General features: G+C 64.1%; 14 protein-coding genes. 7 read left to right on the plus strand and 7 right to left on the minus strand.

The genetic code is table 11. The annotated features are described in order from the left end of the window. Positions 1 to 11: 11 nt before the first annotated feature. The 5 genes from IEI94_RS12740 to IEI94_RS12760 all read right to left on the minus strand — a co-directional run bounded on the left by IEI94_RS12740 (position 12) and on the right by IEI94_RS12760 (position 5,875). The gene (locus IEI94_RS12740; RefSeq protein ID WP_191167686.1) at positions 12 to 935 is read right to left on the minus strand and encodes a D-2-hydroxyacid dehydrogenase family protein; all 924 of its coding nucleotides are present in this window, start codon (positions 933 to 935) and stop codon (positions 12 to 14) included. After that, positions 932 to 2,890, minus strand: a complete 1,959-nt coding sequence (locus tag IEI94_RS12745; protein ID WP_191167687.1) for a TRAP transporter permease — start codon at positions 2,888 to 2,890, stop codon at positions 932 to 934. Before IEI94_RS12745 ends, IEI94_RS12740 begins: the two co-directional genes overlap by 4 nt. Positions 2,891 to 2,993: 103 nt before the next feature. Next, complete coding sequence (locus IEI94_RS12750) at positions 2,994 to 3,986, minus strand: TAXI family TRAP transporter solute-binding subunit (RefSeq protein ID WP_191167688.1); 993 nt, start codon at positions 3,984 to 3,986, stop codon at positions 2,994 to 2,996. A 222-nt stretch (positions 3,987 to 4,208) separates the two neighbouring features. After that, positions 4,209 to 5,129, minus strand: coding sequence for a LysR family transcriptional regulator (locus IEI94_RS12755; protein WP_191167689.1), 921 nt, complete (start codon positions 5,127 to 5,129; stop codon positions 4,209 to 4,211). Between the two features lie 14 nt (positions 5,130 to 5,143). After that, positions 5,144 to 5,875 (minus strand): haloacid dehalogenase type II, encoded by a 732-nt coding sequence (locus IEI94_RS12760; protein ID WP_191167690.1) that lies wholly within the window; start codon positions 5,873 to 5,875, stop codon positions 5,144 to 5,146. A 275-nt stretch (positions 5,876 to 6,150) separates the two neighbouring features. Between IEI94_RS12760 and IEI94_RS12765 the strand changes: the two genes are divergently transcribed. Continuing rightward, entirely contained in the window at positions 6,151 to 6,822 is a 672-nt protein-coding gene (locus IEI94_RS12765; protein ID WP_191167691.1) for a GntR family transcriptional regulator, read from the plus strand. 10 nt (positions 6,823 to 6,832) lie between these two features. Then, entirely contained in the window at positions 6,833 to 8,806 is a 1,974-nt protein-coding gene (locus IEI94_RS12770) for an aconitate hydratase (protein ID WP_191167692.1), read from the plus strand. 10 nt (positions 8,807 to 8,816) lie between these two features. Here IEI94_RS12770 and IEI94_RS12775 read toward each other — a convergent pair whose 3' ends face one another. Together IEI94_RS12775 and IEI94_RS12780 are read right to left on the minus strand one after the other, a co-directional pair. Beyond that, positions 8,817 to 8,996: a hypothetical protein gene (locus IEI94_RS12775; protein ID WP_191167693.1), complete on the minus strand. Its 180-nt coding sequence runs from the start codon at positions 8,994 to 8,996 to the stop codon at positions 8,817 to 8,819. A 108-nt stretch (positions 8,997 to 9,104) separates the two neighbouring features. After that, positions 9,105 to 10,736: a BCCT family transporter gene (locus IEI94_RS12780; RefSeq protein ID WP_191167694.1), complete on the minus strand. Its 1,632-nt coding sequence runs from the start codon at positions 10,734 to 10,736 to the stop codon at positions 9,105 to 9,107. A 219-nt stretch (positions 10,737 to 10,955) separates the two neighbouring features. Between IEI94_RS12780 and IEI94_RS12785 the strand changes: the two genes are divergently transcribed. The 5 genes from IEI94_RS12785 to IEI94_RS12805 all read left to right on the plus strand — a co-directional run bounded on the left by IEI94_RS12785 (position 10,956) and on the right by IEI94_RS12805 (position 13,852). Beyond that, positions 10,956 to 11,951 (plus strand): LLM class flavin-dependent oxidoreductase, encoded by a 996-nt coding sequence (locus IEI94_RS12785; protein ID WP_191167695.1) that lies wholly within the window; start codon positions 10,956 to 10,958, stop codon positions 11,949 to 11,951. Continuing rightward, positions 11,948 to 12,658, plus strand: coding sequence for an AzlC family ABC transporter permease (locus tag IEI94_RS12790; RefSeq protein WP_191167696.1), 711 nt, complete (start codon positions 11,948 to 11,950; stop codon positions 12,656 to 12,658). Before IEI94_RS12785 ends, IEI94_RS12790 begins: the two co-directional genes overlap by 4 nt. Next, positions 12,655 to 12,963 carry an AzlD family protein gene (locus tag IEI94_RS12795; protein ID WP_191167697.1) on the plus strand — a complete coding sequence of 103 codons (309 nt, stop codon included), beginning with the start codon at positions 12,655 to 12,657 and terminating at the stop codon, positions 12,961 to 12,963. The genes IEI94_RS12790 and IEI94_RS12795 overlap by 4 nt, the downstream gene beginning before the upstream one ends. Positions 12,964 to 13,036: 73 nt before the next feature. Further along, a complete protein-coding gene (locus IEI94_RS12800; protein WP_191167698.1) occupies positions 13,037 to 13,381 on the plus strand; it encodes a hypothetical protein in 345 nt (114 codons plus the stop codon). Positions 13,382 to 13,483: 102 nt separating this feature from the next. After that, positions 13,484 to 13,852 (plus strand): hypothetical protein, encoded by a 369-nt coding sequence (locus IEI94_RS12805; RefSeq protein ID WP_224750122.1) that lies wholly within the window; start codon positions 13,484 to 13,486, stop codon positions 13,850 to 13,852. Positions 13,853 to 13,864: the final 12 nt, after the last annotated feature.

A 13,864-nucleotide genomic window follows, 5' to 3' on the forward strand; every position in this document is an offset into this window, starting at 1 on the left:
GGCCACTCTCCTCAGGCGTTGGCGGCGGCCAGCAGGTTATCGAAGGCATCGCCGAAGTAGAGCTCGTAGCTATCCTTCTCGACGTAGCCGAGATGCGGGGTGGCCACCAGCCCCGGTAGTTGCAGCATGGGATGTTCGAACAGCGGTTCCTGCTCGAAGACATCGATGCCGGCACGCCCGGGGCGGCCCGCGCGCAGCGCCGCCTCCAGGGCCCCGGAGGCGATCAGCTCGGCGCGGCTGGTGTTGATCAACACCGCCTCGGGCTGCATCAGTGCCAGATGCTCCGCCGTGACGATACCGCGGGTCTCGTCGTTGAGGCGCAAATGCAGGCTGAGCACGTCGCTGCGGGCGAACAGCTCGTCCTGGCTGGTGGCCACCTCGAGCCCATCCTCGGCGGCGCGCTGGCGGGTACCCTCGCGCCCCCATACCAGCAGTTGCATGCCAAATGCCTGGCCGTAGCCGGCCACCAGCTTGCCGATCTTGCCGTAGCCGAAGATGCCCAGGGTGCGGCCCTTGAGGCCGGTGCCCAGGGTACGCTGCCAGCGCCCCGCCTTGAGGTTTTCGACTTCCTGAGGAATATGCCTTGTCGCTGCCATCACCAGGCCCCAGGTCAGCTCGGCGGCGGCCACCGGCGAGCCGCTCCCGGTCACCACCTTGACCCCGTGGCGCGCGCAGGCGTCTTGATCGATATGCGCCGCACCGCCGCCGGTCTGGCTGATATAGCGCAGCTTGGGCAGCCTGGCCAGCAGCGCCTCGGTGATCCAGGTCCGCTCACGGATCAGTACCAGCGCCTCGGCGTCCTTGAAGCGCTCGGCCAGGGCATCGAGATCGGTCAAGGTGTCATGGTGGATCGTCACCTCATGGCCCTCGAGCTTGGCGAAAGCATCCAAGGTACGTACTACGTCTTGATAGTCGTCGGGAATCACGATCTTCATTGCGCGGGTTCCTTGCCTGCTGCAGGTGAGGAGGAGCGGGGTAGCGTCGCCCGGTTGTGACGATATTGCCATCCGAACATGCCGACGATCAGCACGATACCGATCACGTCGGTGAGCAGTTGACCGGTGATCAGCATCAGCGCCGCGACGAGCAGCAGCCCACGCTCGAGCCAGCTGCAGGGCCGCAGGAAATAGCCGATGGTCGAGCCCGCCAGGGCGATGATCCCCAGCACCCCGGACCCCACCGCCAGCGCGATTTCCAGCGCCGTGCCGTTGCCCAGCAGCGGCGGGTGGTAGATGAACATGTAGGGTATCAGGAAGCCTCCAAGCGAAATTTTGGTCGCCGTCAGGGCGGTCTTGAACCAGTGCGAACCGGCGATCGCCCCGCCGATATAGGCGGCCAGCGCCACCGGCGGCGTCACCCCGGAGAGAATCGCGAAGTAGAGGATGAACAGGTGGGACGAGAGGCTCGGTAGCCCGGCTTCGATAAACGCCGCCGCCACCACCGACGCCGCCAGCATATAGGCAGCCACCGTGGGCAGACCCATGCCGAGAATGATCGCCACCACCATCGCCAGGACCAGGGTGATCAATACATCGCCGCCGCTGACCACCAGGATCACCGAGGAGACCTTGAGGCCCAGGCCGGTGAGGCTGATCACCGAGGCGATAATGGCCACGCTGCCGATGATCACGGCGATCATCGCCGCGGTCATGGCCCCGGCCTCGAGGGCAGCCGGCAGCGACTTGATGCGCTCCCACAGCGTGCCCGGGCTGCGCCACGAGAACAGATAGATCGCCACCGCAGTGAAGTAGGCGGCTACCGCCGCGGTGGTCGGGGTGTAGCGCAGCACCAGCATGGTCACCAGCACCGCGATCGGCACCACCAGGGTCTCGATATTGAACAACCCTTCGCGCAGCGTCGGGCGCTGCGACTTGGGTACCGGGGTGAGGCCCAGCCGCTTGGCCTCGAAGTGCACGCTCATCCAGATCGCCAGATAGAACAGCAGCGCCGGAATCAGCGCCGCGCCGATGATCTCGAGATAGCTGGTGGAGATCACGTCGGCCATGACGAAGGCCGCCGCGCCCATGATCGGCGGCAGGATCTGCCCGCCGGTGGACGCCGACGCCTCGGTGGCCGCCGCAAAGCGCGGGCTATAGCCGTTGTTCTTCATTAGCGGGATGGTGAACACCCCGGTGGTGGCCACGTTGGCCGCGGTGCTGCCGCTGATGCTGCCGAACAGCGCGCTGCACAGCGTCGCCGCCTTCGCCGGTCCCCCCGACATGCGCCCGGTGGCGGCATTGGAGAGGCGCATAAAGGTATCACCGCCGCCGGTAGTGACCAGCAGCGCACCGAACATGATGAAGATCACGATCACCGTCGACGAAGTGCGCATCAGGCTACCGTAGATACCGGTGGGACTCATGTAGAAGGTCGCCACCAGGTCCGCCCAGCCGTAGCCGCCGTGGCCCCATACTCCGGGCAGATAGCGCCCGAAATAGGCGTAGGCCAAGGCCACCAGCACCAGCACCGGAAACGCCAGGCCGATGGCGCGGCGGCACGCCTCCAGCAGCAGCAGGATGGCGGCGATGCCAAATATCAGATCCGCGGTGGTCGGCATCAGATAGCCGAGATCATAGAGAATGCGGTCGAAGTGGTAGATATAGTAGGCGCTGATCGCCACCCCCATCAGTACCGGGATCACGTCGTACCAGGGCAGTCGATCGCTGTCCCGCACCCGGCAGGTATAAGCGAGGAAAATCAGCGGCAGTGCGAACATCAGGTGGATCGCGTTCTGAGTGTTGACCGCACCGGTGATCGCCGCATAAAGGTGGAACAGTGCCATGGACACGGCAGTGGCGCGCATGACCAGAAACCAGACGCCAGTCAGCTTGCGCTTACCGGCATCTTCGGCATATTTCTCGACAACCTGTTGCTCTCGAGGCGTATCCATTATCAAGCTCCCGCATCAGCAAGCCTACGCCGCCGACGACGAATGGACGTAATCAAACAATACCCCGCCGACGGCAGAGCCGACGACGGGGCAGTGACGGTAGTTACTGCGCCTCGGGGGGAATCACCTCGTCAGGAATCTCCAGCTCAAGCTCCTGATAATAGCGCAGGGCGCCGGCGTGAAGCGGGAAGGTCGCGTTGTCGATCACGTCCTGGGGCGTCACGCCGTCGGCCGGTGCAAAGGAGGCCGCCACCTGCTCATGGTTCTCCCAATAGGCCTTGGTGATCTCATAGACCATATCGTCGTCGAGGCTGGCATTGGCGGCCACGCCCATATAGATGCCCAACGACGTGGCTTCTTCCATGTCGCGGTAGGTACCGGCCGGAATCACCGACGGGGCCAGGAACGGCAGCTCCTCGGTCACCAGGTCGAGCTGCTCCTCGGAGAGCGACAGCAGCTGCAGCGGGCGCGACGAGTGCACCTCGGTAAAGGCCGGAATCGGAGGCACGCCGTTATAGCTGAAGCCCACCAGACGCCCGTCGATCACGCCTTCAGCGGCATCATCGATACGCATGCGCTGGAAGTCGGGCTCGACGCCGAGGATGTCGAACACCAGTTCGGTGATGTACTCGCCGCCGCCGCCGATGCTGCTGGGGTTGAAGCGCTCGCCGTTGAGACCTTCGAAGGTTTCGATATTGGAGTCCTGACGCACCGCCCAGTGCATGGTCGAAGGGGCGATCCAGTAGAGCAGGCGCGCATTCTCGTTGGGCGTGTCCTCGAAGCGACCAATGCCGTTATACATTTCGTAGCCGACAAGCGCCTCGGTGAAGGCCAGGTCCAGTTCGTCGCGGCCCAGGCGAATGGCGTTCTCGCGGGTGCCACCTGTCTCACGAACGGAGATCTCGTAGGGGGTATTGGCGCTGATCACTCGGGCACCTTCGGAGATACCGAAAAACCAGCCGGTACCCGTCGGCACGGCGCCAATATTCAGTGAATCCTGGGCTTGGGCGACACCGGCAGCGATACTGCCGACCGCGAGCAGGGAGATCGGCAACAGCTGGCGAGCCTTGCGGAAGGACTTGAGCGTAGCGTTCATCGGGTTTACCTCGATTATGTTGTTATATGCAACGTTTTAGCAACGGATCAATATAATAGTTGTATCTCGGCATCCGTTCGGTTCGGCGTGAGTGGCCTCCTTGGGCAACGACTGCCCTTGAACAGAATATAGTGGAGTATTGCGCGGGGTTGTAGATGCATATCGGCAACAGGCAATAGTCATTCATGATCCCGCCATCGCGAAATACGATGGCAAAAATTCTTAACCACTATCTGTCGATTCAAGCGAGCTTTTCTGCGAAGACTCCACCAGATGTTCGACAAAAAGACGTGCTGCCATGGGCAGGGATTCGAACGAATTAATGAAAATTGCAAGCTTGCGCCTTGCCCACTCATCGCGCAGTGCAATCACCTTGATCCCGATCCCGCCAGCATAGGGTCTCAGCGCACCGCGAGGTACCACGCCGATGCCCAATCCAGCCTCGACCATCACACATAGGGCATCGTAGCTGGTCACCTGAATACGGATATTCAGTGGGCGATTGGCCTGACTGGAGGCCTTGATCAACTCAAGGTTGATGGCACTCGCCGACTGCAGCCCGACATAGGCATAGCCTAGGGTTTCATCGAAACAAATAATCTCATTGACCGCCAGCGGGTGGTCGCGGGGCGCCACCACTACCAGCTCGTCGGTATGGTAGGGAAAAGTCTCCAGGCTATGGCCATGAGGCAGCAGGGCACACACGCCAACATCGGCCCCATTACTCGCCACCTCGCGGGTAATGATAGGACTGACTTTTTCCTCAAGATGGATATTAATTTCCGGGTGTTTAAGGAAAAATGATTGTATCTCTCCAGGCAGGTACTGCGTAATGGCCGACATATTGGCATAGACACGAACATTGCCGCGCAGGCCGCTCGAATATTCACGCATCTGAACGAAAATATCGTCGAGGTTATGCAGCACACTCCGCGCCATATTGAGTAAAGCGATGCCCGCTGCAGTCAGCTCTACGCCCTTGTTGGTACGCGTCAAAAGCGGCGTATTGAACACCTCCTCCAGCTCGCTTATCCGCTTGCTAACTGCCGAGGTGGCGATAAACTCGGCCTCCGCGGCAGCGGCAATCGTGCCCTTTTCAGCGACTCTGACGAACAACTTGAGTGACGTAGTGTCAAGCTTCATGGCAGCGTTTCGCCTCAACTCCGCAACAGTTGATCGGCCAGGTCGTGGAAGTCATGCGCCACGTAGTCGAATACCGGATCGAGACTCAGGTCGGGCTCGGCATCGGGGCCATGCTCCAGCGGGCGCATCACATAGGCGGTACGGAAGCCTTCGCGGTGAGCGGCCTGCAGGTCATCCTGATGGGCAGCAACCAGCATGATCTGCTGTGGGCGCAGGTCGAGTAACCGAGCCGCCATCTGATAGACCTCGGGATCGCGCTTATAGTGCCCGGCCAGTTCCGCCGAGAGAATGCAGTCCCAGGGCAGACCGGCGTGCTTGGCCATATTGACCAGCAGCGACATATTGCCATTGGAGAGGGTGGCCAGAATGAACCCCTGGCGCAGCTGATGGAGCCCCTCGACACTATCGTCCCAGGGCGTCAGCCGGTGCCAGACCCGGTTGAGATGCTGCTTGTCGGCTTCACTCAACGAATGGATGGCGAACTCGTCGAGGAGCCTGTCCAGCGTCATGCGATGCAGTTCATCGAGACGCGTCCACGGCAGCTCGCCACGGCGCACGCGATCCATGGCCGGCGCATAACCGCCGCGCCAGGCATCGGCGAAGGCCGGCCAGTCGACATTCAGTCCCCGCGCCGCGCCCAATGCCTGGCACTCACGGATCACACTGCTGCGCCAGTCGACGACGGTGCCAAAGACATCGAAGGTCAGCGCCTTGACGCCGGCCAGTTCGGTGGGAGACAGGCTCATATCCGCTCCCCGCCAGGCCGCATGAACAGCATCTCGATATCCAATGTCGCAGGGGGACTCAGCGCGATCTGGCCGATTCGATAGGGGCGCGTAGGCATGGCGGTCTCAGCGTGTCGTTATGTAAGAGATGGGGGTTAATCTAAAATGGTATACAACTCTTCTCGTTTTGACGCCAATATAGGCCCATATTGTGCGATATTTCAAACAATGGTACACAATATGCGCTACGACCTTAGTCATGCCTCGTCGCGCCGTGCCCTGAAGAGAGTGAGTTCATGATTGCCGCCGACCGCGTCTACGCCATCATCAAGCAGCGCATCCTGGACGGGCACTATCCGGCCGGCAGCTATGTACGCGAGGCCACCATCGGCCAGGAGCTGGAACTCAGCCGCACACCGATCCGTGAGGCCCTGCGCCGTCTGGTGTCTGACGGCTGGGTCGAGGTGATACCTCACCACGGCGCGCGGGTCGTTTCCTGGACCCAGCGCGACGTGGAGGAGGTCTTCGAGCTGCGGGTTCTGCTCGAGCCCCAGGTGGTGAGGCGCGCGGCCACGCGCATCGAGGCCTCGCAGCTGGATTCGCTGGGCGAGCTGGCCTGCCACATGGAGCAGCTGTGCGAGCGCGGCGACAACCAGGCCATCGACGAGATCGCGGGACTCAACAACCGTTTCCACGCCGAGCTGATCACTGCCGCCGACAGTCCGCGGCTACAGCGTCTTCTCGAGGCCATCGTCCAGGTGCCGGTGTCGCGCCGCAGCTTTCACCACTACAGCGACGAAGAGCTTCGCGGCAGCATGCGCCATCACCGCGAGATCATCCGCGCGCTGGCGGCCGGTGACGGCGAATGGGCCGCGTCGGTGATGCGCGCGCACATCCTTGCCGCGCGTGCCGCGCAGATGCACCCACCCGCGCGCCAAACCAACGAACCACGACAACAACACGCCTGAGGCACACCCCATGACTTCTTCCAGCGCCCCGCTCAACCTTGCCCAGCAGCTGGTCCGCAACCACCTTCTAGAAGGCGACTTGACCCCTGGCAGCGAGATCGCCCTGCGCATCGACCAGGCTCTGCTGCAGGACGTGCTCGGCACCCTGGTGATGCTAGAGCTCGAGGCCATGGGCCTCGACCGCGTGCACACCTCACCCAGCGTGCAGTACATCGACCACGGCCTGGTGCAGGCCGACCAGCTCAATGCGGAGACCTATCTGTTCCTGAAGAGTGCCTGTGAGCGCTTCGGGGTCTGGTACTCCGGTCCCGGTAACGGCATCAGCCATCCGGTGCATATGGAGCACTTCGGTGTGCCGGGGCAGTCGATCGTCGGCTGCGACAGCCACACCACGGCGGCCGGCTCGCTGGGCATGCTGGCCATCGGCGCCGGCGGCATCGAGGTGGCCATGGCCATGGCCGGCGAACCGCTCTACCTGAGCATGCCGGAGATCTGGGGCATCCGCCTCGAGGGGCGCCTGCCCGACTGGGTCTCGGCCAAGGACGCGGTGCTGGAGCTGCTGCGCCGACACGGCGTGGCCGGCGGCAAGAACACCATTATCGAGTACCACGGGCCAGGCCTCGACGGCCTGTCCGCCATGGACCGTCACGTGATGGCCAATATGGGCACCGAAATGGGGGCCACCGCCACGCTATTTCCCAGCGACGCGGAGACCCGCCGCTTTCTGGCGGCCCGCGGCCGAGAGGCTGACTGGCAGCCGCTCGCCGCGCAGCCGGGCTGCACCTACGACCGCGAGGAGACCCTCGACCTGTCGAGTCTCGAGCCGCTGATCGCGCTGCCGTCGAGTCCCGACAAGGTGGTGCCGGTGCGCGAGGTGGCCGGCGAGCCGCTGCATCAGGCCTATATCGGCTCCTCGGGCAATCCGGGCTACCGCGACTTTGCGGTGGTCGCCGAAATGGTGCGCGGGCGTCGCGTGGCCGAGGGCGTTTCGCTGGACATCAACCCGTCGTCGCGCCAGGTGCTGACCAACTTGATCGACGAGGGCTATCTGGCCGATCTGGTCGCCTGCGGTGCGCGACTGCACCAGACCGGCTGCAACGGCTGCATCGGCATGGGGCAGGCACCGGCGGCGGGCCTCAACAGCCTGCGCACCGTGCCGCGCAACTTCCCGGGCCGCTCCGGCACCCGCGAGGACAGCGTCTTCCTGTGCAGTCCCGAGACCGCTACCGCCTCGGCGCTGAGTGGTGTGATCACCGATCCGCGTAGCCTCGACATGGCCTATCCACGGATCCAGGAACCGGCGCGCATGGTGATCAACCGCGACCTCTTCACGGCGCCGCTGGCACCGGCCGAGGCACGCCTCAAGCCGCTGCAGAAGACCGATAACACCCCGGCGCTGCCCGAGCTCGCCTCACTGCCCGACACCCTGGAAGTGCCGGTGCTGCTGGTCACCGGGGACAACATCTCCACCGACGACATCATGCCGGCGGGCCAGCGGGTCATGCCCTACTGGAGCAGCGTCTACGCCTCGGCACCGTTCACCTTCGAGGCGGTAGACCCGGACTACGCTACGCGCGCCGAGGCAAGCCGCACACGCGGCGGCCACGCCATCGTTGGCGGTCACAACTACGGTCAGGGGTCGAGCCGCGAAAACGCCGCCCTGGTGCCACGCTATCTGGGACTGCAGGTGGTAGTGGCCAGGAGCTTCGCGCGTATCCACTGGCAGAACCTGGTGTGCTTCGGAGCGCTGCCGCTCACTTTTGTCGATGACAGCGACGCCGAGCGCCTGGCACAGGACGACCGCCTCATCATCCGCGACCTACACGCCCAGCTAGCCGCCGGTCCCACGCTTGCCGCCGAGGTCGTCGGCAAGGGCGAGATGCGCCTGCACCACGGCCTCAGCCAGCGTCAGCGCACGCTGCTGGCCGCCGGCGGCGTGATCAACCATCTCAAGGTGCGGCCCGCGGATAGGCTCAGCGGATGAAGAGGCAGCCTTACAGAAACAGGTGCACTGCCAGGGCGACGCCCCCCACCAACAGCGCCAGGGTAACGGCGATGTCGACGCAGCGGTTCAACCAGTCATCGAAGCGGGAATGACTCCGCATCGGCATTAGCCGCGGCGTTGCCCCATGGGAGCGACGCGACCCGAAGCGGCGCTTTCTGAACAGCGGCATGGTCAGCGCGGTGCTCCTGTTATTGTCGTCATGGTCTGAGCACCATCATAAAACGCCGCGCCCGCGTCTGCCATGTCAGACACGGGCGCGGTGCATATTACGCTCCACTCAATTATCGCGGGTATTGATACGGCGATTGATCACATTGGGTGCGCGACGCACACGCTCCTCCTCGCTGAGCAACTCAGCCTCGAAGACGTCGGCGCCTACCGGGGTCTCGCCGTGGCGGCGGTAGAGCTGGGTCAGCATCGCCTTGCGGTCGGCACGCAGCTCATTGATCAGCACATAGGCCATGCCGTAGAGAATAAAGGTAAACGGCAGTGCCGAGAGCACCGCGGCCGACTGCAGGCCGGTGAGTCCGCCGGCGGCGATCAGCGTCAGGCAGATGGCGGCGATCAGCACGCCCCACACCACCCGCTTGTAGAGCGGCGGGTTGATCGAGCCGTTATCGGTCATCTGGGCGACGATATAGGACGCCGAGTCGGCCGAGGTCACCAGGAAGATGAAGATCAGGCAGATGGCGACCAACGACAGCACCGGGGTGAACGGCATCAGCGCAAACATCTCGAACAGCGCCACCGTAATGTTAGCCTCAGTGGCCGCTGCCAGGCCGACGTCGCCGCCAAGCTCCATATGCAGTGCCGCACCGCCGAATACGCCGATCCACAGGCAGGCCAGCAGCGGCGGCACCAGCAGCACGCCAAACACGTACTCCTTGATGGTGCGGCCCCGCGATACCCGCGCCACGAAGGTACCGACGAACGGCGACCAGGCGATCACCCAGGCCCAGTAGAAGATCGTCCAGGTGCTGGCCCAGGTATTGTCGCTATAGGGCGAGATGCGCAGGCTCATGCCGATGAAGTTCTGCAGGTAGTCGCCGAGCCCCAGGGTGACGGTCTCGAGAATCGCCAGGGTCGGGCCAGTGATCAGCACGTAGAGCATCAGCCCGATGCACAGGATCATATTGAGGTTGGAGAGCCGCTTGATGCCCTTGTCGAGCCCCGACCAGGTCGAGGCCATATAGGCCAGAAACATCACGAACAGGATGATGAACTGCCACAGCACGCTCTCGGGCACGCCAAAAACCGCATTCAGTCCGCCGTTCATCTGCAGCACGCCAAGCCCCAGCGAGGTGGCCACCCCCATCACCGTGGCCACCACCGCGAACACGTCCAGCGCCGGCGCATAGGGCCGCGCCTTGGGGTATTTGGCGGTCACCGACGACAGCACCGAGGAGACCAGCCCGGCCTGGCCCTTGCGGAACTGGAAGTAGGCGATGATCAGCCCCACCAGCGAGAAAGCCGCCCACTGGTGGACGCCCCAATTGAAGTAGCTGTACTGAATGGCGTAGCGCGCCGCAGCGGTGGTTTCGGCCTCGACGTCGCCGTAGGGCGGCTCGATGTAGTGAGACATCGGCTCGGCCATGCCGTAGAACACCAGCCCGACGCCGAAGCCGGCGGCCAGCAGCATGCTGACCCAGGAGAAGAAGCTGTAGCTTGGCGAGCTGTCCTGGGGACCGAGGCGGATCTTGCCGTACTTGCTGAACGCCAGGGAGAGCAGGAACACCACGAAACCGAACATGGAAAACAGGTAGAACCAGCCAAACAGCTGGGTGACGCTGGCCAGGGCGGACTCTGCACCGGCACCGAAGCGCTCGGGGAAGATGGCGCCCACCGCCACCAGCGCAATAATAAGTACCGCTGACACCGAGAAGACCCGTTGCCCTCCGGGGTTGGCCATATACGACGCTCCCTATCGATTTGTCACATTTTTGTACAACCTAACATACCCCAATAGCAGTAACACCCGCTGCAGGGATCTCGCAACACGTCACTCCCGGCCACTCAAGCAAGGGACGCCGGGGGCGGGCCGAGACACAAAGCATTTGCAAAATATCGCGGCCACCCCCATAAGGGAGTGACAGATAGAAAGCACGCTAATGACTTTTCCGGGGGACCCATGGGCCAACTCGCCACTACCCGCCTCTCGGTGCTCGACCTGGCGGCCATCCGCCACGGTGGCAGCATCGCCGACAGCTTCGCGGATAGCGTGGCTACCGCTCGCCACGCCGAAGCGCTGGGCTTCACCCGCTACTGGCTCGCCGAACACCACAGCATCGACGGCATCGCCAGCGCCGCGACCTCGGTGCTGATCGGTCATATCGCCGGGGCGACCCAGCGTATCCGCGTTGGCAGCGGCGGCATCATGCTCCCCAACCACCCGCCGCTGGTGGTCGCCGAGCAGTTCGGCACCCTGGAGACGCTCTATCCCGGGCGCATCGACCTGGGCCTGGGCCGCGCGCCGGGCTCCGACGGCGCCACCATGGCTGCGCTGCGCCGCCATCCCAACGCCGGGGTCGACGACTTTCCCGAGCGCCTCGAGGAGCTGCGCGGCTACCTCGATGACGCCAAACCCGGCCAGCGGGTGCGCGCGATTCCCGGCCAGGGCACTCAGGTACCGCTGTGGCTGCTCGGCTCCAGCGGCTACAGCGCCCAACTGGCCGCCAAGCTAGGGCTGCCGTTCGCCTTCGCCGCACAGTTTGCGCCCGGCTACCTGCACGAGGCGCTGCGCCTCTACCGCGACAACTTCCGCCCGTCGGCGCTGCTCGACGCCCCCTATGCGATGGTCGGCCTGCCGGTGATCGCCGCCGACAGCGATGCCTACGCTCACTATCTGGCCACCACCGCCGAGCAGAAATTCCTCAACCTGATCCGTGGCCGCAGTACTCGCGCTCAGCCCCCTCAGGAGCAGCTCGACTGGTCGCCCATGGAGCAGGCCCAGGTCGGTCAATTCCTCGGCGCCGCGGTGATCGGCGGGCCCGAGACGGTACGCCAGCAGCTCAGCGAGTTCGTCGCCCGCACCGGCGCCGACGAGCTGATCATGACCACCGACGTCTACGCTCAGGAAGATCGCTTGCGCAGTCTGTCGCTGACCGCCGAGGCCTGGCAGAGATGAGCGCCCGGCTCGACTGGCCGGGTACTTTAAAAGGCCTCAAGCGCATGGCGCCGCTGTCGCTGTTCGTGATCGCCTTCGGGCTGGCGTTTGGCGTGGCGGCCATCCAGCGCGGGCTGTCAGGGCTCGAGACGCTGCTGATGAGTGGGCTGGTATTCGCCGGCGCCTCGCAGTTCGCCGCCCTGGAGCTGTGGGGGCCGCAGATTCCGCTGATTGCGCTGATCGCCTCGACCTTCGCCATCAATGCCCGCCACCTGCTGATGGGCGCCGCGCTCTACCCCTGGCTGCGCCATCTACCGGTGCGCCAGCGCTACGCCAGCCTGGCGCTAATGAGCGACTCCAACTGGGCCATGGCCGCCGCCGACTACCGCCGCGGTGAGACCAACGTCGGCATGCTGGTAGGCGGTGGTATCGCGCTGTGGCTATCGTGGATGCTCGGCACCCTGCTCGGAGTGGTGTTTGGCAGCGGTATCAGCGAGCCCGAACGCTTTGGCCTCGACGTGATCATGGGCTGCTTTCTGCTGGCAATGCTGGTCGGCGGCAAGCTCGACTTCGGCGTGCTGGTGCCCTGGGCCGCCGCGGCGCTGGCCGCCCTCGCTGCCCTGGCCTGGCTGCCGGAGAACTCCCATGTGATCGTCGGCGCCCTGGCCGGCGGCATCGCCGGCCTGCTGATGCCACCGCGCAACACGCCCAAGGGGAGGTCGTCATGAGCTTGCCACTGACGCCCCTGGGCGCGCTACTGGCTATCCTGATCATGGCGCTGGTCACCTACCTGACCCGTAGCGGCGGCGTGCTGGTGATGTCGCGAGTGCCCATCGGCCCGCGGGTCGAGCGCTTTATCAACGCCATGGCCGGCTCGGTGCTGGTGGCGGTGATTACCCCGATGGCGGTCTACGGCGACTGGGGCGCGCGCCTGGCGCTGGTCGCCACCTTTGGCGTGATGCTCGCCAGCCGCAAGCCGCTGCTGGCGATTGCCGCCGGTATCGCGACCGCCGCCGGCTGGCGACTAATATAGCCATACGGAACGATCCGCGGCGGGTGGCTTCCAATGGCCACATGCTCGACTTAATGCTTTTTCGGAGCCCCTAATGCCCAATTCTCGAGACCCACGCGACAATCCCGCCTGGCAGGCCGCACAGCAGTGGCGGGAGCGCACTCGTCAGGGGCGGCCCAGCGGCCTGCGCCTGTTCTTCACCTGGCTGCTGTTCGGCACCCTGATGATCGTCGGCACCGTCATCGGGCTGTTCTTCCTGCTGATCGGCTGGGCCATGCTGCCATTTATGCGTCACCGTATGAAGAAGCGCATGGAGCGCATGCGCGCCGAGCAGGCTGAGGATATTGGCGGCGGCCAAGGCCCTCGGCATCATAGTCAGCAGGTGCTGGAGGGCGACTACGTGGTCAAGGATGAGCCTGATACGCGGCGCCCGGACTAGCGGATTTGCCGCGGCGCCGACTGCGACTGATAGAGACTGGCGAAAGTGCGGCGCCTGGCATAACGTTAAAGGGTCACCACGCCGACTCAACTGAGGTACTACATGCGCCATAATAATAAGATGCGCTACGCCGTCCCGCGCTCCGTCCTAGCCTCCCTGGCGGTCGGATTGCTGTTCGCAGCGCCCCTGGCAATGGCCAATGACTACCCCACTTCGACCCGCGTCGACTATGTGCTCGGCTGCATGGCCGCCAACGGCCAGAACCATCTGGTGCTGCAGCAGTGTTCCTGCAGCATCGATGTGATTGCCGATCTGATTCCCTATGACGAGTACGAATCCGTCGAGACGGTGATGCGCATGAACGACCAGCGCGGCGAACTCGGGGTGCTGTTCCGCACCGAGCGCGGCCTGCAGGATCAGGTACGCCAGTTCCGCAGCGCCCAGGCCGAAGCCGATCTGCGCTGCTTCTGAATCGCCGGTCTC

This window comes from Halomonas sp. ML-15 (genome assembly GCF_014779595.1).
GTDB lineage: Bacteria > Pseudomonadota > Gammaproteobacteria > Pseudomonadales > Halomonadaceae > Franzmannia.

Coding starts and splice junctions, on each gene's coding strand:
- IEI94_RS12740 (WP_191167686.1), bottom strand. CDS start 935: ATGAAGATCGTGATTCCCGACGACTATCAAGACGTAGTACGTACCTTG.
- IEI94_RS12745 (WP_191167687.1), bottom strand. CDS start 2,890: ATGGATACGCCTCGAGAGCAACAGGTTGTCGAGAAATATGCCGAAGAT.
- IEI94_RS12750 (WP_191167688.1), bottom strand. CDS start 3,986: ATGAACGCTACGCTCAAGTCCTTCCGCAAGGCTCGCCAGCTGTTGCCG.
- IEI94_RS12755 (WP_191167689.1), bottom strand. CDS start 5,129: ATGAAGCTTGACACTACGTCACTCAAGTTGTTCGTCAGAGTCGCTGAA.
- IEI94_RS12760 (WP_191167690.1), bottom strand. CDS start 5,875: ATGAGCCTGTCTCCCACCGAACTGGCCGGCGTCAAGGCGCTGACCTTC.
- IEI94_RS12765 (WP_191167691.1), top strand. CDS start 6,151: ATGATTGCCGCCGACCGCGTCTACGCCATCATCAAGCAGCGCATCCTG.
- IEI94_RS12770 (WP_191167692.1), top strand. CDS start 6,833: ATGACTTCTTCCAGCGCCCCGCTCAACCTTGCCCAGCAGCTGGTCCGC.
- IEI94_RS12775 (WP_191167693.1), bottom strand. CDS start 8,996: ATGCCGCTGTTCAGAAAGCGCCGCTTCGGGTCGCGTCGCTCCCATGGG.
- IEI94_RS12780 (WP_191167694.1), bottom strand. CDS start 10,736: ATGGCCAACCCCGGAGGGCAACGGGTCTTCTCGGTGTCAGCGGTACTT.
- IEI94_RS12785 (WP_191167695.1), top strand. CDS start 10,956: ATGGGCCAACTCGCCACTACCCGCCTCTCGGTGCTCGACCTGGCGGCC.
- IEI94_RS12790 (WP_191167696.1), top strand. CDS start 11,948: ATGAGCGCCCGGCTCGACTGGCCGGGTACTTTAAAAGGCCTCAAGCGC.
- IEI94_RS12795 (WP_191167697.1), top strand. CDS start 12,655: ATGAGCTTGCCACTGACGCCCCTGGGCGCGCTACTGGCTATCCTGATC.
- IEI94_RS12800 (WP_191167698.1), top strand. CDS start 13,037: ATGCCCAATTCTCGAGACCCACGCGACAATCCCGCCTGGCAGGCCGCA.
- IEI94_RS12805 (WP_224750122.1), top strand. CDS start 13,484: ATGCGCCATAATAATAAGATGCGCTACGCCGTCCCGCGCTCCGTCCTA.